The sequence below is a fragment of the Luteococcus sediminum genome, from assembly GCF_054783495.1.
The window spans coordinates 443,314-463,220 of record NZ_BAAGQL010000013.1; the positions used below are offsets into that span (position 1 = coordinate 443,314).

At 68.0% G+C, this 19,907-nt stretch carries 18 protein-coding genes, 1 tRNA gene and 2 pseudogenes; 14 read left to right on the forward strand and 7 right to left on the reverse strand.

From position 1 onward, the window contains the following. Positions 1 to 10: 10 nt before the first annotated feature. Both ACYVKA_RS09010 and ACYVKA_RS09015 read left to right on the forward strand, forming a co-directional pair. The gene (locus tag ACYVKA_RS09010; protein WP_394276530.1) at positions 11 to 247 is read left to right on the forward strand and encodes a hypothetical protein; all 237 of its coding nucleotides are present in this window, start codon (positions 11 to 13) and stop codon (positions 245 to 247) included. A 12-nt stretch (positions 248 to 259) separates the two neighbouring features. After that, positions 260 to 1,098: pseudogene (locus ACYVKA_RS09015) on the forward strand (IS1634 family transposase); the annotation flags it as partial. 76 nt (positions 1,099 to 1,174) lie between these two features. Here ACYVKA_RS09015 and ACYVKA_RS09020 read toward each other — a convergent pair. The 3 genes from ACYVKA_RS09020 to ACYVKA_RS09030 form a co-directional block, all read right to left on the reverse strand. Continuing rightward, positions 1,175 to 1,582, reverse strand: coding sequence for a citrate lyase holo-[acyl-carrier protein] synthase (locus tag ACYVKA_RS09020; RefSeq protein ID WP_394276528.1), 408 nt, complete (start codon positions 1,580 to 1,582; stop codon positions 1,175 to 1,177). A gap of 154 nt (positions 1,583 to 1,736) precedes the next feature. Further along, positions 1,737 to 4,385, reverse strand: a complete 2,649-nt coding sequence (ppdK, locus tag ACYVKA_RS09025; protein ID WP_460704738.1) for a pyruvate, phosphate dikinase — start codon at positions 4,383 to 4,385, stop codon at positions 1,737 to 1,739. A gap of 135 nt (positions 4,386 to 4,520) precedes the next feature. Then, positions 4,521 to 5,411, reverse strand: a complete 891-nt coding sequence (locus ACYVKA_RS09030) for a pyruvate, water dikinase regulatory protein (protein ID WP_394277120.1) — start codon at positions 5,409 to 5,411, stop codon at positions 4,521 to 4,523. Positions 5,412 to 5,504: 93 nt separating this feature from the next. Here ACYVKA_RS09030 and ACYVKA_RS09035 point away from each other — a divergent pair, with 93 nt between their 5' ends. From ACYVKA_RS09035 to ACYVKA_RS09065, 7 genes and pseudogenes are all read left to right on the forward strand, one after another. Continuing rightward, positions 5,505 to 6,560 carry a class I SAM-dependent methyltransferase gene (locus ACYVKA_RS09035; RefSeq protein ID WP_394277121.1) on the forward strand — a complete coding sequence of 352 codons (1,056 nt, stop codon included), beginning with the start codon at positions 5,505 to 5,507 and terminating at the stop codon, positions 6,558 to 6,560. A 46-nt stretch (positions 6,561 to 6,606) separates the two neighbouring features. Beyond that, on the forward strand, positions 6,607 to 7,395 hold the full coding sequence (locus ACYVKA_RS09040; protein WP_460704740.1) for a YwiC-like family protein: 789 nt from the start codon (positions 6,607 to 6,609) through the stop codon (positions 7,393 to 7,395). A gap of 138 nt (positions 7,396 to 7,533) precedes the next feature. After that, positions 7,534 to 8,458: pseudogene (locus ACYVKA_RS09045) on the forward strand (IS481 family transposase); the annotation flags it as partial. 301 nt (positions 8,459 to 8,759) lie between these two features. After that, positions 8,760 to 9,830 (forward strand): IS110 family RNA-guided transposase, encoded by a 1,071-nt coding sequence (locus ACYVKA_RS09050; protein ID WP_460704742.1) that lies wholly within the window; start codon positions 8,760 to 8,762, stop codon positions 9,828 to 9,830. Positions 9,831 to 9,942: 112 nt separating this feature from the next. Further along, positions 9,943 to 10,818 carry a phosphoserine phosphatase SerB gene (gene serB, locus ACYVKA_RS09055; protein WP_394277123.1) on the forward strand — a complete coding sequence of 292 codons (876 nt, stop codon included), beginning with the start codon at positions 9,943 to 9,945 and terminating at the stop codon, positions 10,816 to 10,818. A 195-nt stretch (positions 10,819 to 11,013) separates the two neighbouring features. Next, a complete protein-coding gene (locus ACYVKA_RS09060) occupies positions 11,014 to 12,105 on the forward strand; it encodes a hypothetical protein (RefSeq protein ID WP_460704744.1) in 1,092 nt (363 codons plus the stop codon). 152 nt (positions 12,106 to 12,257) lie between these two features. After that, positions 12,258 to 13,772, forward strand: a complete 1,515-nt coding sequence (locus ACYVKA_RS09065) for an acetyl-CoA hydrolase/transferase family protein (protein ID WP_460704746.1) — start codon at positions 12,258 to 12,260, stop codon at positions 13,770 to 13,772. A 106-nt stretch (positions 13,773 to 13,878) separates the two neighbouring features. Here ACYVKA_RS09065 and ACYVKA_RS09070 read toward each other — a convergent pair whose 3' ends face one another. Next, the gene (locus tag ACYVKA_RS09070; protein ID WP_460704748.1) at positions 13,879 to 14,526 is read right to left on the reverse strand and encodes an HAD family hydrolase; all 648 of its coding nucleotides are present in this window, start codon (positions 14,524 to 14,526) and stop codon (positions 13,879 to 13,881) included. Between the two features lie 80 nt (positions 14,527 to 14,606). On the opposite strand from ACYVKA_RS09070, the gene ACYVKA_RS09075 reads away from it, so the two are divergent. The 3 genes from ACYVKA_RS09075 to ACYVKA_RS09085 are packed head-to-tail and all read left to right on the forward strand — an operon-like array spanning position 14,607 to position 16,578. Beyond that, the gene (locus ACYVKA_RS09075; RefSeq protein ID WP_460704750.1) at positions 14,607 to 15,203 is read left to right on the forward strand and encodes an NUDIX hydrolase; all 597 of its coding nucleotides are present in this window, start codon (positions 14,607 to 14,609) and stop codon (positions 15,201 to 15,203) included. Beyond that, positions 15,200 to 15,931, forward strand: coding sequence for a TetR/AcrR family transcriptional regulator (locus tag ACYVKA_RS09080; RefSeq protein ID WP_460704752.1), 732 nt, complete (start codon positions 15,200 to 15,202; stop codon positions 15,929 to 15,931). The genes ACYVKA_RS09075 and ACYVKA_RS09080 overlap by 4 nt, the downstream gene beginning before the upstream one ends. Positions 15,932 to 15,969: 38 nt before the next feature. Next, a complete protein-coding gene (locus ACYVKA_RS09085) occupies positions 15,970 to 16,578 on the forward strand; it encodes a hypothetical protein (protein WP_460704754.1) in 609 nt (202 codons plus the stop codon). Positions 16,579 to 16,802: 224 nt separating this feature from the next. Here the strand turns inward: ACYVKA_RS09085 and ACYVKA_RS09090 are convergent, their stop codons facing one another. Continuing rightward, the gene (locus ACYVKA_RS09090) at positions 16,803 to 17,774 is read right to left on the reverse strand and encodes an IS3 family transposase (RefSeq protein WP_460704755.1); all 972 of its coding nucleotides are present in this window, start codon (positions 17,772 to 17,774) and stop codon (positions 16,803 to 16,805) included. Between the two features lie 38 nt (positions 17,775 to 17,812). After that, positions 17,813 to 18,034, reverse strand: coding sequence for a hypothetical protein (locus ACYVKA_RS09095; protein ID WP_394275130.1), 222 nt, complete (start codon positions 18,032 to 18,034; stop codon positions 17,813 to 17,815). A gap of 244 nt (positions 18,035 to 18,278) precedes the next feature. Between ACYVKA_RS09095 and ACYVKA_RS09100 the strand changes: the two genes are divergently transcribed. Continuing rightward, positions 18,279 to 18,665 (forward strand): type II toxin-antitoxin system PemK/MazF family toxin, encoded by a 387-nt coding sequence (locus ACYVKA_RS09100; RefSeq protein ID WP_460704757.1) that lies wholly within the window; start codon positions 18,279 to 18,281, stop codon positions 18,663 to 18,665. Here the strand turns inward: ACYVKA_RS09100 and ACYVKA_RS09105 are convergent, their stop codons facing one another. Next, entirely contained in the window at positions 18,666 to 19,511 is an 846-nt protein-coding gene (locus ACYVKA_RS09105) for a glycerophosphodiester phosphodiesterase (RefSeq protein WP_394276439.1), read from the reverse strand. A gap of 136 nt (positions 19,512 to 19,647) precedes the next feature. On the opposite strand from ACYVKA_RS09105, the gene ACYVKA_RS09110 reads away from it, so the two are divergent. Then, positions 19,648 to 19,721, forward strand: a tRNA-Gly gene (locus ACYVKA_RS09110). Positions 19,722 to 19,907 lie beyond the last annotated feature (186 nt).

Sequence of the window (19,907 nt, forward strand, 5' to 3'; positions counted from 1 at the left end):
ACGATCCGGGGTGAAGGCCCGGGTCCGTGAACGGGCCTTCCAGAGCCTGAAGTACGAGCGTCTCTACCGCGAACAGATCGACGATGCTCTCGACCTCGTCCGAGAGGCCGATGCCTACCGGGCTGAGTTCAACACCATCCGACCCCACGAGCCCTTGGCCTGGAACCGGCCCTCACAGGTCCACTGCGGCCTGGCCGATCCCGCGATCCCCACCTTTCCCGAGCCCGAAATCCTGCCAACTACTTGACGCGGGACACATCTGCTCAAGGTGAAGACTGCTTCGGGCGCGACTGCGGTGCATATCGTGGACAAGGCTGGTGGTGTTCGCCGGATCGTGGAGCATCTCGGCTGCGCCCATGACGAGGCCGAACTGGCCGCGCTGATGACCGCCGGCCGGGCGAAACTGACCGCTCCAGACCAAGTGATGCTGGACTTCGGCGGCCCTACAGCCATGCAATCAGCGGTGGTCAATCAGCGGTGGTCACGGGCAGCCGATCAGCGGTACTGGTCGAGGCGATCCAGACGGCATGGTCCGCGCTGGGCTTCGAGCAGGTCCGTGATGAGGCCTTCTTCCAGCTCGTGCTGGCCAGGATCGTCGAGCCGATCTCGATGCTGGACAGGGCCCGGGTCCTGGCTGACCTGGGCATCACGCCGGTGCACCGCTCCACGATGCACCGGTGTTTGCGACGGATCGCGGAGCGAGGCTATCGCGACCAGCTGGCCACCGCCTGCTACCAGCACGCCGCCCAGCATGGGGATGCAGCCTTGGCGCTCTACGACGTCACGACCCTGTACTTCGAGGCGGAAGACGAGGACGAGTTGCGCCAGGTCGGGTACTCGAAAGAGTGCCGGGCCGATCCGCAGATCCTCGTCGGCCTGCTCGTCGACCGGCAGGGCTTTCCGCTGGAGATCGGCTCCTGGGAACCGAACTTGGCCGAAACCCAGACCATCATCCCCACCCTCGAAGCCTTCCAGGCCCGCCATCACCTGGCCGATGTGATCGTGGTCGCCGATGCTGGGATGCTGTCATCGGCCAATCTGAAGGCCTTGGACGAGGCCCGGCTGCGGTTCATCGTCGGTCACGGCCGGTCAAGGGCGAGCTGCCGACAATCACCGTGACGGCCCGTCCCCCCTCGTTGGGGGCAGGCCGTCGCCCGACCTGGGGCCGGGCTGTTCAGTCGTCGAGCTCGGCCAGCGCCGGAGCCAGCTGATCGAGTGGGCGGGGCTGGCGCGGTTCGGGGCGCATGGGGCTCCGGTGCCACTCCCCCGGCTTGCCGTCGGGGAGCACGGTGACCAGGTCGAGGTTCCACCAGGGACCCAGCGGGTGCTCGTCCTCCAGCTCCACCAGGGCCTGCTTGATGTCCATCGCCAGCCCGTTGACCACCAGCACGGCGCCATCGTCGTCGCGTTCCAGCCACCACACGGGCCAGTCGTGGGCCTGGCAGAGGCCCTGCACCTCGTCGACGGCCTCGGCCAGCAGCCGGGCGTGCCGCTCGGCGTCATGGTCGCCCTCGACGACCACCGCCACGGCGTGCAGGTCGTGCTCGGTGGCCAGGTCCAGGGCCAGGCGTCGGGTGTCCACGTGTCCTCCTCGGTCGAAGACCTCCAGCCTGCCATGTCGGCTGGGGACCTGCGGCCCGACGGCAGAGCGGCTTCGGCCCCGATCCCCAGCTGGGGACCGGGGCCGAAGCCTGTCCGAACCTGACCGTTGTGGTCAGGGGCTCATGCTCCCCAGATCACTTCCCCTGGGCCATGGCCGCCTTGGCCGCCGCGAAGCGGGCGACGGGCACGCGGAAGGGCGAGCAGGAGACGTAGTCGAGACCGACCGACTGGAAGAAGTCGATGGACTCGGGGTCGCCGCCGTGCTCACCGCAGACGCCGCACTTCAGGTCGGCCTTGGCCGAACGACCCTTCTCCACACCCGTGCGCACCACGGCACCCACGCCGTCGACGTCGATCGACTCGAAGGGATTCTTGGGCAGCACACCGTCGACGACGTAGGCGCTCAGGAAACCGTTCTCGGCATCGTCACGGCTGATGCCGATCGTGGTCTGGGTCAGGTCGTTGGTTCCGAAGGAGTAGAAGTCGGCATGCTCGGCGATCTGGTCGGCCACCATCGCGGCGCGCGGCAGCTCGATCATGGTGCCGATGGTGTACGGCAGCTCCTTGCCGGCCTTCTCGAACTCCTCCTTGACGGCCGCCTCGACGATCTCGCGCTGCTTCTTCAGCTCGGCGGGCAGGGCCACCAGCGGAATCATGATCTCGATGTCGATGGTCTCGCCCTCGCGCTCCAGCACTGCCAGCGCCGCGCGGATGATGGCGCGGGCCTGCATGTCGGGAATCTCGGGGTAGAGCATCGCCAGGCGGCAGCCACGCGTGCCGAGCATCGGGTTCTGCTCGTGCAGCTTCTTCACCTGTCCCAGGACACGGCGGGCGTCCTCGATCTCGGCGGCCGGGGCATTGGTGAGCTCCAGCTTCTGCACCAGCAGGCTCTGGTCCACCAGGTTGGGCAGGAACTCGTGCAGCGGCGGGTCGAGCAGGCGCACGGTGACGGGCAGCCCCTTCATCGCGGTGAAGACACCCTCGAAGTCGGCCTGCTGCATCGGCAGGATCTTCTCCAGGGCGGCAGCGCGCTGCTCGGAGTTCTCCGCCGTGATCATCTCGCGCACGGCCGGCAGGCGGTCGGCACCGAAGAACATGTGCTCGGTGCGGCACAGGCCAATGCCCTCGGCACCCAGCTCACGGGCCTTGCTGGCGTCCTCGAAGGTCTCGGCATTGGCCCGCACGCCCATGGTGCGCACTTCGTCCGCCCAGCCGACGACCTTCTGGAAGTCCTCGTTGATCTGCGGCGGGATGAGCTCGAGGGCCTCGCCGAAGACCTCACCGGTGGAGCCGTTGAGGGTGACCACGTCGCCCTCGGCGAAGACCTTGTCACCGATGGTGAGGGTCTTGGCGACCGGGTCGATCTTGATCCCGGCGGCACCGGCGACGCACGGTTTGCCCATGCCGCGGGCCACGACGGCCGCGTGCGAGGTCATGCCGCCGTGGGCGGTGAGGATGCCCTGGCAGACCAGGACGCCGGCGATGTCGTCGGGGGTGGTCTCGAAGCGGACCAGGACGACGGGCTCACCCTTGCCGCCGCGCTCGGCGGCGGTGTCGGCGTCGAAGACGACCTCACCGACGGCGGCGCCGGGGCTGGCCGGCAGGCCCTTGGCGATGGCCTTCTTGCCGTGGTTGGGGTCGATGGCGGGGTGCAGCAGCTGGTCCAGCTGGCCGGGCTCGATGCGGTTGAGGGCCTCGGTCTTGTCGATGACGCCCTCGTCGACCAGGTCGCTGGCCACCTTCAGCGCGGCGGCGGCGGTGCGCTTGCCGTTGCGGGTCTGCAGCAGGTAGAGCTTGCCATTCTCGATGGTGAACTCCATGTCCTGCATGTCCTTGTAGTGCGCCTCCATCTTCTTCATCGTGTCGGTGAGCTGCGCATAGGCCTCGGGCAGGACGGCCTCCATCTCGGCCAGCGGGCGCGGGGTGCGGATGCCGGCCACGACGTCCTCGCCCTGGGCATTGACCAGGAACTCGCCGTAGAGCTCGCTGGCACCGGTGGAGGGGTTGCGGGTGAAGCAGACGCCGGTGGCCGAGGTCTCACCGCGGTTGCCGAAGACCATCTGCATCACGTTGACGGCGGTGCCCAGCTCGGCGGAGATGCCATTGGCCTTGCGGTAGACGTCGGCGCGCGGGTTCTGCCAGCTGCGGAAGACGGCATTGATGGCGCGGTTGAGCTGCTCGACCGGATCGGTGGTCCAGTCGCCACCCAGGGCCTCGTTGCTGATCTTCTTGAACTCGTCGACGAGCTTCTTGAGGTCCTCGGCACTCAGGTCGGTGTCCTGCTCCACGCCCTTGCGCGACTTCATGTTGGTCAGGGCGTCCTCGTAGGCGTGGGCGTCGACGCCCTCCACGACCTCGCCGTACATCTGGATGAAGCGGCGGTAGCAGTCCCAGGCGAAGCGCTCGTTGCCGGACTCGGTGGCGACGGCCTGGACGGTCTCGTCGCTGATGCCCAGATTCAGGATCGTGTCCATCATGCCGGGCATCGAGACCACGGCGCCGGAGCGGACGCTGAGCAGCAGGGGGTTCTCCTTGCCGCCGAGCACCTTGCCGGTGCGCTCCTCGAGGCGCTTGAGGGCCTCGGCCACCTGCTCCTTGAGGCCCTCGGGCCAGGTGCCGCCCGACTTCATGGTCTCGACGCTGGCATTGGTGGTGACGGTGAAGGCATCGGGGACGGGGACCCCCACCCTGTGCATCTCGGCCACGCCGGCACCCTTGCCACCGAGCAGGGGCTTCATGGTGGCATCGCCCTCGTGCAGGTCGTAGATGTACTTCTCGCTCATCCGGGAATCTCCTTTGGTTCCGCTACAGGTGCAGGCCTGATGACATGCCATCCGGCCCAGGGTCGGGTGGCTGGCACCCGGTCTTCAGTTGTGCCCGTCGCAGGGTGCGACGGGAGGTTCGTGGGTCCTGCCCGGTCACGGCCTGATCTTCAGGCTTCCTGCCGGTCTGCGCAGCTGGGCACCAGCCCGGCGGGCGCGGTCGTCGACGATGTCGATCACGCGCGCCGCGGCCTCCTCCAGTGCCAGTCCGGTGGTGTCGACGACGGGGCAGCCGAGGCGGCGCTGCACTTTGGTGATCTCGTCGAGCTCGTCGTAGATGCTTGCCAGGTCGGCATAGCCGTCCTTGGTCCCGAATCCGCCCAAGCCCTTGACCCGCCGGTTGCGGATCTGGTTGAGCCGTTCGGCATCGATCGTCAGCCCGACGATCCGCCAGCGCTCCAGGCCCATCAGCTCCCGGGGCGGGGCGATGCCGGGCACCAGGGGGACGTTGACGGTGCGGTAGCCGCAGTAGCCCAGGTAGATGCTCAACGGAGTCTTGCCCGAGCGGGAGGCGCCCACCAGGCAGATGTCGCACTCGCGCAGGGCCTCCGGGATGGCGCCGTCGTCATTGCGCACGGCGAACTCCATGGCGCTGATCCGCTCGAAGTAGTCGGCCTCGACCGCGACGGGGCGGCGCACCACCTCGTCGGCCTCGGCTCCGGTGGCCTGCTCGAAGGCTGCCAGGGTGCCACCGAGCAGGTCGGCGCTGGCGAGCTGGAGCTCGGCGCAGGCGCCCGCGACCAGTTCGCGCATGTGCTCGTTGACCAGCGTGTAGAGCACCACGTGGCGCACCTCGGGCTGTTCGGTGACGGCGGAGCGCAGGTGGTCGAAGACGGTGAACAGTGCTTCCGGGGTGCTGATGCGCGGGTGGCGCACGATGGTGAAGGCGGTGTTGGTGAACTGGGCCTGGGCCGCGCGCGCCAGACGAGCCGCCGTCTCTCCTGTCGAGTCGGCGACCACGTGGATCTGCAGTGGCTCCATTGCCATGCCCACAACCTACAGCCTCGCACTGACGACACTGAACTGTGGGTGGCCCGGCACGATGCGGCGATCCGCCCCCTGTGCTGGGAGGATGGGCATGTGCTTGAGACCGACCCCGTTGACCTGCTGATCGCCGACGAATCGACCGACGTGACCGAGGGCGCCCGCGCCCGGCGCCTCGTCCTGCTGGACGCCCCCGCCCTGGTGGAGCGGGCGCGCGAGACCGCCGACGAGGTGGTGCTGTGGTGCGACGACCTGCGCGAACGCCAGGAGGTGCCCGAGGAGTTGCTCGCCGACAGCCTGCAGGAGGCACTGACCGGGGCCGACCTGGTCTGGATGCGCCTGCCCAAAGGACTCGGCGGGCTCGACGAGTACGCTGAGCTGATCGCCAACCATGCCGACCGGGATGTGCGGGTCGTGGCCGGTTCCCGGGTGAAGCACATGACCCTGAGCATGAACGAGGTGCTGCTGACGCACTTCGGGTCGGTCAACGCCTCCCTGGGCCGCCAGAAGTCGCGGGTGCTGCACGCCCGGCTGCCCTATGACAGCGAGCCCAGCTGGCCGCGCTCCAAGACCCACGCCGACCTGGGCGTCGAGTTGTGGGCCCACGGCAACACCTTCGCCGCGGCCAAGGTGGACCCGGGCACGAGGATGCTCGTGGACAACATCGGCAAGGTCGGAAAGCTGGTCGGCGGTTCGCCATCGGAGGCGGCCGTCGAGGGCGGGGCGCTCCAGGTGCTCGACCTGGGCTGCGGCAACGGCGTCCTGGCCACGCTGCTGGCCCGCCGCTTCCGCACCGCCCACGTGATGGCCAGCGACGTTGCCTGGTCGGCCGTGGAGGCCACCCGGCTGACCGCGAAGGCCAATGACGTGCGCGTTGACGTGCTGTGGCGCGACGGCCTGGGCGAGTTCGCCGACGACTCCCTCGACATCCTGGTCACCAATCCGCCCTTCCACGTCGGGCACGCGAAGGAGTCGGGGCCGGCACTGGAGATGTTCGCCGATGCCGCCCGCGTGCTGCGCAAGGGTGGCGAGCTGTGGTGCGTCTACAACTCGCACCTGCCCTGGCGTGCCCGCCTCAACGAGCTGGTGGGACAGACGACGATCATCGCGCAGAACCCGAAGTACACGCTGACCCGTACCGAGGTCCGCTGACCCCACCCCGGATTTCCCCCGGCTGATGCCGGGATAATCTGGGGTCATGGGCAGGATGTCAGGCAACCGCGGGTGGATCCCGCAGCAGCACGGCGCATGGGCCATGCTCGTCGCCCCGCTGCTGGTGGGGCTCGTGGTGCGGTCGCGGGACGGACTGCCTGCCTGGGCCCTGCCTCTGGCCGCCACCTGGCTGCTGGGCTACTTCGCCTTCAACGCCTGCGGCCTGTGGCTCAAGGCCGCACCACGCCGGCGCGCCAGCCACCTGCCCGCCCTGCTGACCTGGGCCGGCCTGGCCGCGCTGGCGGGCGTGGCGACGCTGTTGCTGGGAGGTTGGCCGCTGCTGTGGTGGGTGCCCTTCTTCTGCCCATTGCTCGGCACCGCACTGTGGCTCACCAGCCGCCGCCACGAGCGGGCGCTGCTCTCGGGCCTGTGCACCGTGCTGGCAGCCTGCCTGCTGGTGCCCATCCTGGAGTTCACCACGCCCCAGGCCGCCTGGGTCGCCTGGCCCCATCCGAGGCTGGCCGATGCGCTGGCCCTGTTCGGCTACTTCTTCGGCACCGTCTTCGTCGTCAAGACCCTCATCCGGGAGCGCGGCAAGCCCGGCTGGGTGGCGGCCTCGGTGGGCTGGCACGCAGTCTGGGTCCTGCTGGCGCTGGCAGGCCACCGCCACGGCCTTGCCGGCACGGCCTGGATCGTCTTCTTCGTCCTGTCGACGGCCAAGGCCTGGCTGCTGCCGTGGATCGGCCCGCGGCGCGACCGCACCATCCGGCCGGCCCAGGTGGGCCTCGTCGAGATCGCCTTCAGCCTGGCCGCGCTGGCCATCTGCCTGTGGTGAGGGTGCCGATCACTCGCAGCACCTAGTTGTTGCGGGTCATGACGTTGTAGACACGGCTGGGGATGCGAAGGGGGCAGGTCTCTCGACAGGATGAGTGGTGTCTAAGCCGTCATCACGTTGAGTCAGAAAGACCTGCCCTTGAACACCCACGCTAACGCACCCCTGTCCCTGGAGGGCCGCCGCCGGCTCGTGGAACGCTGCCAGCACCGCCCGATCGCCCACGTCGCGAAGGAGATGGGCATCTCCCGCGCCTGCGCCTCCAAATGGGTCAACCGGCACCGCGACCTCGGCGACCCAGGCCTGCTGGACGGCTCCAGCGCCCCACACACCAGCCCCACCCGAACCCCCGACAACGTGATCGAGGAAGCGCTGAAGCTGCGCCGGGCCAAGAAGTGGTCCGCGGCCAAGATCAGCACCGAACTCGCCGAGAAACACGGCTTACGGGTCTCGACCTCCACGATCCAACGCCACCTACGGCTCCACAACCTGCACCGGCGTCGCTTCCTCGACCTCGACGGCGAACCCGTGCGGGAACCCCAGAAGATCACCGCCCGCTACCCCGGCCACATGATCCACATGGACGCCGAAGTTGGCGGGCAAGATCCCCGACGGCGGCGGCTGGCGCATCCACGGCCGCGACTGCGACCAAGCACGCCAAGCGAACCGCGCGAAGAAGGGCCAGAAGGTGGGTTACACCTACTTCCACTCGGCCATCGACGGGTTCAGCAGGCTGGCCTACACCGAAGCCCTGCCCGACGAGAAAGCCACCACCGTGATCGGGTTCTGGGCCCGCGCCCGCGCCTGGTTCTCGCTCCACGGAATCGGCCGGATCACCCGGCTGGTCACCGACAACGGGCCCTGCTACAAGGCCCACGCCTTCGAACGCTCCATCACCGGCCACGTCGCGAAGCACCAGTACATCCGGGCCTACACCCCCCGACACAACGGCAAGGTCGAACGCTACAACCGGATCCTGGCCGAGGAATTCCTCTACGCCCGACCGTTCACCTCAGACGCCCACCGCAGCGCAGCCATCAAGGTCTGGAACGTCCACTACAACTACTGTGAGTCTGGTGGTGGCTGGTCTGGAACTGGCTGGCAAGGTTGGCGCCGTGCCGTCCGATGCGGGTCGTGACTCTTACAACTACTCGCCTCTTGGAGTGCGTTGCGATGGACCTGTCCGTCTCCGCAGAGGGTGGCCGGCGCCGACTTGGCCCACTTCGATGGCTTGATCAGAAGACTGTCCGTCAGCCCAGCTCGGTGACGTGACTCATCACAGTACTGCCCCGACGTGTCCCCCTCCCCAGGCCAGTGATCCGGCCCACGCGGCTCCAAATCAAGGATCGACTGGAAGGACACTCGCCATGGCAAGCGTCGCGCAAACCCGCGATTTCGTCGTCGGCGTGGACACCCACGCCCGCAGCCACACCTACGCAGTACTGGCCACCTCTACCGGGCAAACCCTGGGAATCAAGCAGTTTCCGAGCACGTCTGGCGGTATCGCTCGAGCACTGAACTGGGTCGGCCGGACCACCGGTGGCGACCTGGACACCCTCTGGGTCGTGGAATGCGTGGCAACATACGGTGCAGCCATCGCACGTGCCGCTGCCCATGCGGGCTACCCCCTAGTAGAGGCCCCCCGAATGGACTCCCGAGCCCGACGCGGCGTCGGGAAGTCGGATCCCCTCGACGCACAACGCATGGCCACCGCTGTCTTGGCCCTCGAAGTCGAGCAACTGCGCCATCCCCGGGCCGACAACGGCATCCGCGCCGCCCTGCGATTCCTCACCGCTGCCCGCGAGCAGATGACCACAGAGAAGACTGCTTACCTCAATGCGCTGACCGCGATCGTTCGCGCCACCGAACTGGGAATCGATGCACGCAAGCCACTCACCACCAGCCAGGTCCATGAGATTTCGGCCTGGCGGCACCGCGCCGAAGAGCTCTCCCTCGCCATCGCGCGCGCTGAGGCCAAGCGGCTAGCCCGGCGCATCCTGGCACTCGAAGTGGACTTGGACGACAACCAGACGCAGCTCACCGACTTGGTCAAGGACAGCCCGGCCGCGCCGCTGCTCGACATCGTAGGTGTCGGACCCGTCACGGCTGCCGTGATCTACACCGCATGGTCACATCCCGGCCGGCTCCGTAATGAGGCGGCCTTCGCGGCACTCGCCGGCGTCAACCCGATCCCCGCCTCCTCTGGAAACACCACGCGACACCGACTCAACCGCGGTGGAGACCGGCGTATCAATCGCGCTCTCCACATGGCCGCGGTGACACGAATGACCCATGATCCAGAAACCCGCGCCTACGTCCAACGTCGCAAAGCTGAAGGGCTGAGCACCAAAGAGATCAGACGCTGCATCAAGCGCTACCTGGCCCGCCGCCTCTACCGGGCCCTCGAAGCCAGTTCAGCCATGATGGCCCCTGCTTGACAGACATAGAAGAGTCCATCAAACCCACACCGCCTGCGGGAACCAGCCACCAGCCACCCGCACCCCAGCCCGCGTCATGAACGTGATGACCTCAAACAACTAGTCTGTTGCCGTGCAGCAGACCGTCCGAATCGTCCTGACCGCTCCCGGTGAGATCCCCTCGGCCCTGTCCGAGCTCGTCGTGGAGCAACTCACCGATGCCCACGATGTCGAGGGCCACCGCGCCGACTGGGGCCATGTCTTCAGCGCCACCGGTGTGCTCACCGAGCTGGTGCGCACCCGTTCGTTGGTGCGCGGGGCCGCCAACCGCGTCGGCATCGACGCCGCGATCGTGCGCGAGCCGTTGGTCGACTCCGCCCCGAAGCTGCTGGTCATGGATGTCGACTCCACACTGATCACCTCCGAGGTGCTCGACGAGGTCGCCATCCATGCCGGCAGCGGCGAGAAGGTGGCCGAGATCACCGAGCGGGCCATGCGTGGCGAGCTGGATTTCGCCGCCGCCCTGCGCGAACGCGTCGCCACCCTGGCCGGGACGGACCCGTCGGTGCTCGACGAGGTCCGCTCCCGCATCGAGTTCAGCCAGGGCGCCCGCGAGCTGGTGGCGGCCGCCAAGCGGGCCGGGACGATGGTGGCGCTGGTCTCGGGTGGTTTCGCCGAGGTGGTGGAGCCGCTGGTCGAGGGTCTGGGCATCGACGACATCTCCGCCAACCGTTTCGAGGTGCGCGACGGGCGGCTCACGGGCCTGACCCGCGGTGAGGTGGTCGATCGTGCCGCCAAGCGCCGTCACCTGTTGCGCTGCTGCGAGCAGCTCGGCTGCGGGCCCGAGGAGGCGGTCGCGGTCGGCGACGGGGCCAATGACCTGGACATGCTGGCCGAGGCCGGGTTGGGAGTGGCCTACTGCGCCAAGCCGGTGGCGGCCACCCAGGCTCCGGCGACGATCAGCTTCCCGCGGCTCGACGCGGTGGGGGCCTTCCTGCGGCTGGGGTGATGGCACCATTGACCCGAGCACGGGCCTGACGAGCAGGGACCACACCCGGGTCGCACACCCCGCGTCGCCGGAGGTCGCCTCGACCCAGGCTGGCTCCGCGTCGCTGGACCGGGGGCCCCTTCCGCAGGCTAGGCCAATGGTCATAGTCTTGCGCCACTGGTGCCCCAGCGGCGCCCCCGGAAGCAAGGAAAGACCATGATCCGCACCACAGTCGGCGTTCTGGGCGCCGCGACCCTGATGTCCGTGGCGGTGAGCGCTGGTGCCCCGGCACATGCCGCCGGCAGCGTCACCGTGACAGCCTCCGGCTGCAACACCGTCAAGATCACCAACACGACGGCCACCACCCAGTACCTGTCCTTCGACGGCGGTGACTTCGCGGGCGCCAAGCGAGGGGTCACCACCACCTTGACCCTGCCAGGCGGCGAACACAGCTGGCTCGCCGCCAATGACACGGCAGACATGCCAACCGCCTCCGGCCAGGTGAGCGTCAAACCGTGCTCCGGCACGAAGCCCCGCCCCGTCGACGGCGACCAGAACGGCGACAGGCGTGCCGACGTCCTGGGCATTCAGGACAAGACCGGGACCCTGTACTACTACCGAATGGGGGCCGCAGGACTGGCCGATGGCGTCAAGGCCGGCACCGGCTGGAACACCATGGTCTTCATGCAGCAGGTCAACGAGATCGAGGGCGCCGGAAGCCCGAACGTCCTGATCGCCGTCCGTAATGACGGCACCGTCTGGCGTTACGACAACCGGGGCTATGGACGGTTTGCCAACGGCCGCCAGATCGGCTCCGGGCTGGCCGGTTACACGAACTTCACCATCACCCAGACCAACAGCATGGTGGACTGGGGCGGGCACGCCCTGCTGGCCAGCAAGGGTGACAACCTGCACGCCTTCCTGCTCACGAACAGCTCCCTGGAGAGGTCAACCGACCCCGCCGAGGACATCGTCATGGACGGCTGGGGAACCACCACCAAGACCATTTCGACGCGCGACTTCGACGGCGACGGCTTCGCAGACATCATTTCCATCCGCCAGGACGGCACCATGTGGGCCGATATCCTGTCCCCGCGCGACATCGAGTCCGCCCCGCGCCGGGTGGGCCACGGCTGGGGCGCCATGCAGACGGTGACCTCGCCCGGATCCCTCGACGGCGACCGCCGGTCCGACCTCGTGGCCCGTCGCAGCGACGGCAACCTGTACAAGTACATCAACAAGGGCGGCTACTGGGCTCCCGCTGTCCAGATCGGCACCAACTGGCAGGGGATCCGCCTGCTCGCCTGAGCACCTGTGCGCTCGCGGGAGGCCCGCGCCATCAGTACTCCCGCGAGCGCACCGTCCCATGTAACCTGACTGTCATCAGGCCCGGTGCCGCCAGTGACGGCGGGCCGATGGTGTCCATGGGCACCACCGGGTTCATTCTTCAAGGAGGAAAAATGGCAGATCGGATCGCCAACGAGAAGTTCCGCAGCAAGGTCATGTCGGCCGCCGATGCCGCCGCCCTGATCGAGCCGGGCAGTAAGATCGGCTTCGCCGGCTTCACCGGTTCGGGTTACCCGAAGGAATTCCCCGTCGCCCTGGCCGCACGCATCAAGGAGGAGCGCGCCAAGGGCAGCGACTTCCGCATCGACTCGTTCACCGGCGCCTCGACCGCCCCTGAGCTCGACGGCGAGCTGGCTGGCGCCGACGGCATCGGTTTCCGCACCCCCTACCAGTCCGACCCGGTCCTGCGGAACAAGATCAACGACGGTTCAACCTACTACTCGGACATCCACCTGAGCCACTTGGCCAACCAGCTGGCCTACGGCTTCTTCGGAGACCTGGACTACGCCGTCGTCGAGGCCACCCAGATCCTGGCCGACGGCTCCGTCGTGCCCTCCTCCTCGGTGGGCATGAACCGCACCTACCTGACGCTGGCCAAGAAGATCATCATCGAGGTCAACGAGTGGCAGTCCGAGGGCCTGTTCGGCATGCACGACATCTACTACGACATCGCCGAGCTGCCGCCGAACCGCAAGCCGCTGCCGATCGTCAAGCCGAGCGACCGCATCGGTGACAAGGTCTACACGATCGATCCCGAGAAGGTCGTCGCCGTCATCAAGACCAGCGGCCCCGACCGCAACTCGCCCTTCAAGCCGCTCGACGAGGACTCCAAGAAGATCGCCGGCTACCTGCTGGACTTCTTCGACTCCGAGGTGAAGGCCGGCCGCCTGGGGGAGCACCTGAACCCGCTGCAGTCGGGCGTGGGCAACATCGCCAATGCCGTGCTCGCCGGCCTGCTGGAGAGTGACTACGAGAACCTCACCTCCTACACCGAGGTGATCCAGGACGGCATGGTCGACCTGCTCGATTCCGGCAAGCTGACCGTCGCCTCGGCCACGGCCTTCTCGCTGTCGCCCGAGTACGCCGAGAAGATGAACGACAACGCCTCCGAGTACTCCAAGAAGATCATCCTGCGCCCGCAGGATGTCTCCAACCACCCCGAGGCCATCCGCCGCATGGGTGTCATCGCCTGCAACGGCATGATCGAGGCCGACATCTACGGCAACGTGAACTCCACCCACGTCATGGGCTCGCGCATGATGAACGGCATCGGCGGCTCGGGTGACTTCACCCGCAACGGCGCCTTCAGCGTCTTCGTCTCGCCGTCGACGGCCAAGGGTGGCGACATCTCGGCCATCGTCCCGATGGTCAACCACGTCGACCACACCGAGCATGACGTCAGCGTCATCATCACCGAGCAGGGCCTGGCCGACCTGCGCGGACTGGCCCCGCGCCAGCGCGCCAAGAAGATCATCGAGAACTGCGCCCACCCCGACTTCAAGGAGCAGCTGCTCGACTACTTCGAGCACGCCCAGACGGTCGCCAACGGCCAGCACACGCCGCACGACCTGACCAAGTCGCTGAGCTGGCACTCGAAGTTCCTGGCCGACGGAACCATGAAGGCCTGAACCTGATCAGCAGCTGGAGACTGGGATCCCCGCACCCATGGGTGCGGGGATTCCTTTGCGTGCAAGGGCTTGCTTGCTGTCCCCGAAGCCCTGGCGGCTCGTGCGATCAGCCCAGGAGCCACCTGGCCAACTCGTCGACCTCATCGCACACGGCGGTGGGGTCGGCGAGCATCAGCTCGGTGCGGTCCCCAGCACCCCAGGTGACGGCGATCTGGTCGCAACCGGCAGCCTTGGCGGCCTGGATGTCGACCACGGCGTCGCCGACGTAGACGCCCTTGCCCGGCTCGACGCCGAGCGCCTCGAAGGCGTGCACCAGTGGATCGGGATGCGGCTTGTGCCGTGCAGTGTCGTCAAGGCTGGCCAGCAGCGGCACTCGGTGGGTCAGGCCCGCCGCTGCCAGGCTCCGCTCGGCCGCGGCCCGGTGCTTGCTCGTCGCCACCCCGAGGCGCACCCCAGCCTCCTCCAGGTCGTCGAGCAGGCGGTCGATGCCCTCGAAACTGGTCTGCAGCCGCTCCAGGTTGGCCAGGTTGAAGCGCACATAGCTCTCTCGCAGCACCGGCGCGAGCTCGCCGTGCGGGGCGTAGATGTCGGGAAGAGTACGCCCGATCCAGGCGCGCGCCTCAGCCTCGTCGAGGTCGATGTCGAGCACCTCCCGGTGGGCATGCCTGAAGGAGCTGACGATCAGGGCGATGGTGTCACACAGGGTCCCGTCGAGGTCGAAGACCGCGGCCACCCAAGGGGGGTTCTTGGACATGCATTCAACCTAGCCTGCGCGCCTGAACCCACCCCTGGGGGTAGGGTGAAGGCATGTCGAGCGAACTACATGGAGGGACGGTGCGCAGCCTACGGGACTGGGAACCGCCCAGCGCAGGCCAGCGAGCCCTGCGTGAATCCTATCTGGGCTTCCTCGACGCGCGCCCGGATGCGGTGCGCCGAAGCTGCCAACCGGGCCACCTGACGGCCTCCGCCCTGGTGCTCTCGCCCGACGGGCGCCACACCTGCATGGTCCACCATCGCATCGTCGGGGCCTGGCTCCAGCCGGGCGGACACCTCGAGGACGACGCCGACCTGGCCACCGCCGCCCTGCGTGAGGCCATGGAGGAGACCGGCCTGCAGGGTCTGGCCGTCGACCCGGTGCCGCTGCACCTGGACTGCCACCCGATCACCTGCCGTGGCTCCGGGCCCACCCGCCACTTCGACGTGCGATTCCTGGTGACCGCCCCGATGGACGATCCCGTCACCAGCGACGAGTCCCACGACGTTCGCTGGTGGCCGGTCGATGCACTCCCCGACGTCTTCGTCGAGGTACGAGAACTCGTGACACTGGGCATCGCACGATTGGCCGGCCAACTGGCCCCTGGGGCTGAGAGACTGCCGCACGAGCCTGTCCCTGCTACGGGCCTCCCTTCCGGCCCCCGAGATGACCAATGAACACGCATTCCACCCTCGACTCCACCGACACCCGCACCGTCCAACCTGCGTCAAGCCCCGTTCCCGCCCCGGCCCTGCCGCAGGACCAGGCCCCCGCCGGCGTGAGCAGCCCCGCGTCCTCGGGCTCGGCCAGTTCGCCGGAGAGTGCCGCCCGCCGGCGACGTGGCCGTCGCCCCGCCGGCGCCGGTACCCGTGACCAGATCCTGGGCTGTGCCCGCAAGCTGTTCACCGCCCACGGCTACCAGCGCGTCTCGCTGCGCGCGATCGCCCGCGAGGCCGACGTCGACCCCGCCCTCGTGCACCACTACTTCCATGGCAAGCCGGCCATCTTCCTGGCCACCCTGGCCGATGTGGGCATCGACCTGAACCGGCATCTCGCCGGCCTCGCCGAGGTTCCGCGGGACCAGCTCGGCGCCGAGCTGGTGCGCCGCAGCCTCGACATGTGCAGCGATGCCCCCAGCCAGCCCACGACACTCGGCACCAGCACCCCGCCACTGCAGGCGCTGCGCGAGTTCTTCGCCATCGACGTCTTCCCGCGCCTGCCGACCACGGCCGAGGACGGCACCGCCGACTCACTGCGCGCCGAGATGGTGGCCAGTCAGGTGCTCGGCCTGCTGTTCAGTCGCCAGGTCTTGCGCGCCCCACAGGTGCACGGCCGTTCCATCGAGGACCTCACCCGGCTCTATGGCCCGTCGGTGCAGCAGATCATCGACGCCGGTCCGGCCTGATCCGCGCCGACAGCCCGCCCGGGTAGGCTGGCCACCCGATGAACGTGACCAGCCAGGAGGTGGCCGTGGACGACGCAGCACGCGACGGCGGCATCGCCACCCTTCCCCCCGCAGAACTGTCCCACTCCGGCCTGCCGATCAGCCCCAGCACGGGGCAGCCCCGGCGCGCCAAGGTGATGGTGGCCGCCAGTGTGCTGCTGCACGGCGCGGCCCTGGTGGCTCTTGCTGGCCTGGCACTGTCGTGGTGGCGGGCGATCCACATGGCCAGCTTCGCCACTTCCTCGCAGCTGGTACACCTGTGGCAGCCGCGCCCCGGCGGGTGGCGCTCCATCGTCGCCATCGTCGCGGTTTTCGCCATCTGTTCTGCCGTCTCGGCAGCTTGCTCCGTGGCAGCCCTCAACGCCTGGAATGGTCACCGCTGGTCACGCGTGGCCGCCGCCCTCGCCACGGTGCTGGCGCTTCTCGGGTGGCTGGTGAACCCAGTGGTGCTGGCCGCCGCGGTGCCGGCACTGGTCGGCACCGCGCTGTTGTGGACACCGCCCGTGACGCGCTACTTCTCCCACTGGGAACAGTTCCGGGCCGGCGAGAGGCCCGCGGTGCAGATAGACCAGGACGTCACCTACGGCCCCCTGCCCCGCTACGTCTGACCCCGCCACCCACCAGGAGTTCTGATGGCCTTCAACTTCCGCGCCGTGCTCACCGACGTGACCCAGGTCCTGCTGCGCGAGGGCCTTCGTTCCCTGCAGCAGGGCCAGCGCCGGCAAGCGCGTCGTCCTTCCGGCGAGCCCCGGCGTACTCCCGCTCCGGCGTCCCGCAGTGGAGCCGATCAGAGTGAGGACTTCGTCGGCGTCCCCTCCTTCGACGGTAGTTGTCAAGCTGCTTTGGACAGGTTGATGCCGGTGGGTGCTGGTGGTGGGGGTGCTTGTGGGGGTCGTCGGTAGCGTTCGGGGTGGGCTTGGTAGTTGCGGTCGAGCAGGGCCTGGCGGCGGGCTTGGATGGTGTCGGTGGTGCCGGTGAACACGTGGTGCGGGGTGTGGCGGTTCAGCCCGGCGTGGCGGTGGTGGTGGGCATATCCGTGGAGGTAGTCAGTCACCCAGGTTCGGGCGTGGTCGATGCTGTCGAAGTGCTGGGGCATGGCCAGGTCGTATTTCAGGGTCTTGAACAGGGCTTCGCTGAACGGGTTGTCGTTCGACACGTGGGGACGACTGAACGACTGTGTGATGGCGCCACCGAGCAGGTTGGCCAGGTCGTGGGACCGCATCTGCGAGCCGTTGTCCGAGTGCAGGGTGTGGGGAACTCCGTGGGTGTCGAACGCTTCCCGGAACATGTCCACGGCATGGCTACGGGAGGCATCACATTCGACGCGGAACCCGATCGGGTAGCGGGAGAACACGTCCAGCACGAGGAACAGCTGGAATTTGCGCCGTCCCGGTCCTGGCAACTCACTGATGTCCCAGGACCACAACTCGTGGACCCGACTGGCGGCGGCGACGGGTTTCGCCCGGCCAGATCCACGCCCCCGGCTGGTGGAATGCCTACCACGGCGTCGGTCGCCGACCAGCCCGGCCCGGCGGGCGATCCGGTAGAACGTCGATTGTGAACACGACACCTGCTGCTCGTCGAAGGCCTGCCAGTAGGCCTGGCACACCGACAGGTGCTCGGTCCCCTCGGCGGTGAGCACGTCGAGGACCTTCTGATGCTCGGCCGGGCTCAACGCTGCCGGCTGGGCACTGTCGATGCGGCTGCGTCGCAGCCGCGACACGGCAGGATCGGGGGCGGGCTGGTTGCGGCGGTGGTAGAACGTGGAGCGTGCAAGGCCCAGCACTTGGCATGCCCTGACCACCGACCAGCCAGCAGCGGTCAAGGAGTTGGCGGCAGTGGTCAGGAGATCTTGTACTGCTTGAGCCAGTCCTGGTACTCCTGCAGGCTCATCAACGCGGTCGGCACGTCCTGGGCTGGGGTCGGGCTCTTGAGGGTGTCCTCCAAGAGCTCGTGCGCTTTTCCCATGATCGTCATCACCGCTTCCGCGGACTCCACCTGTCGACGCAGCCGCTGGTTCTCCTGCTCCAGCGCCAGGAGTCGGGCCCGGTCCTTGTTGGTCATCTCACACCTCGCCAGTTCGGTTCCAGGCCCCAGCCTGTCATCCCGTTCGGCCTGCAACCAGCGTCGCACCGTCCCATCAGCCAACCGCCACTGACGCATCAAACGTGTCCGCTCGCCCCGCAGCGACGCCGCCTCATGCCACAACCGCAGGAACTCCCGCTTCTCCTCATTGGTCCACCGCCGCTGACCCGTCGCTGAACGTCCAGGCATCCTGCCCCTCCTCGTATCGGAACTGTCCAACACGATGCTGACAATCAACGTCGAGTACTCGCCGCAACGAGGCAACACCCCCGATCCGGGAGAGGTGGTGTGGGGCTGGGTGCCCTTCGAGGAGGACCACTCCCAGGGCAAGGACCGTCCCGTCCTGCTGGTGGGTCGCGACGGCCACTGGCTGCTGGGACTGCCGTTGACCAGCAAGGACCATGACCGCGACGCCGCCCAGGAGGCCCGTGACGGTCGACACTGGATGGACATCGGCACGGGGGCCTGGGACCGCAGGGGACGGGCCTCCGAGGTGCGCCTGGACCGGGTGGTACGGATCGATCCGGCCTCGGTGCGACGCACCGGTTCGGCACTGGACCGCGATGTCTACGATGCCGTCGCGCGCGCGGCGCGGGAACGGCTCGGCTAGTCAGTCGGGCATCGGCGCGTCGAGCAGTTCGACGATGTTCGAGGTCATCAGGCCACGGCAGCCGAGCTTGAGCGCGCGGTCACGCTGCGCGATGGTGTTCACCGCCCACACGACGGTCTCCTTGCCGTAGGTGCCGGCCTTGGTCACCACCTCGGTGATGCGCTGGTCGGAGGCCTCGACCTGGACGCCGACCATGTCGAGCCATTTGGACGGCACCATCTGGTCCAGGTACCTGGTCTGGCGGTCTCCGTCGAAGACATAGCCGAAGGTTCCCCAGCCCTCCAGCTTGGCCTTCTGGAAGCCTGGGGCGTTGATCGGCCGCTTCCACACCACCCGACGGTCGGGATCCTTGGACAGCAGCGCGAAGAGCGGATCGACCGCCTCATTGGCCTTCGGCTCCACCCACAAGGTCATGTCCTTGGGCCACACCTCCAGCACCTCCTCGATGCGGGCGATCGGCCGGGACGGCTGCTCGGGGTCGAGTGTCTCCTTGGCGTGGACCTTGAGCGTGCGCAACTGGCTCCACGGCGTCTTGACGATCTCGAGGTCGCGGCCGGTCATCCGGCGGGTGCTGAAGTCGTGGTGGCAGACCAGAACCCCGTCGGCACTGCGGTGCACCGACAATTCCATGGCAGGCAGGCCGGGCAGTTTTCCGGCCTGCTGGTAGGCGTGGACCGTCATCTCGGGCCAGTTGCGTCCTCCGCCGCGGTGGGCGATGGAGAAGGCGTCGGCATACTCCGAGGTGACCCCGTCCTCGGGAGCGGAGCAACCTGCAAGCAGGGCGGCAGCCCCGACGCCGAGGCCGCCGGCCATCAGTTGCCGACGCGTGAAATGACGAGTGTCCATGGTGCCTCCAAGGATGCCGCCGCCGGGTGGCGCCGCGCCATGCAGAAGGACCCGCAGGGGCAAGTCCTCAGCGCTTCACCAGCCCTGCGGGCACCACTGCTCGGGGTGCGCTAGACTGACTGCTGCTGCACGGCACGCGGGCGTAGCTCAATGGTAGAGCGCCAGCTTCCCAAGCTGGACACGCGGGTTCGATTCCCGTCGCCCGCTCCAACGCGAAGGGCCTTGCCAATACACAGTTGGCGAGGCCCTTCGCGCGTTCTGGGGAACAAGCACCCCGCGCATCCGAGCACTCGGTGATGACCCTAAGCACACGGAGGTAGCACCACGCCCACGTTCCACAGTGTGCTCGAGCGCTCCACCGTGTGCTCGAGCGCTCCACCGTGTGCCCGAGCACCA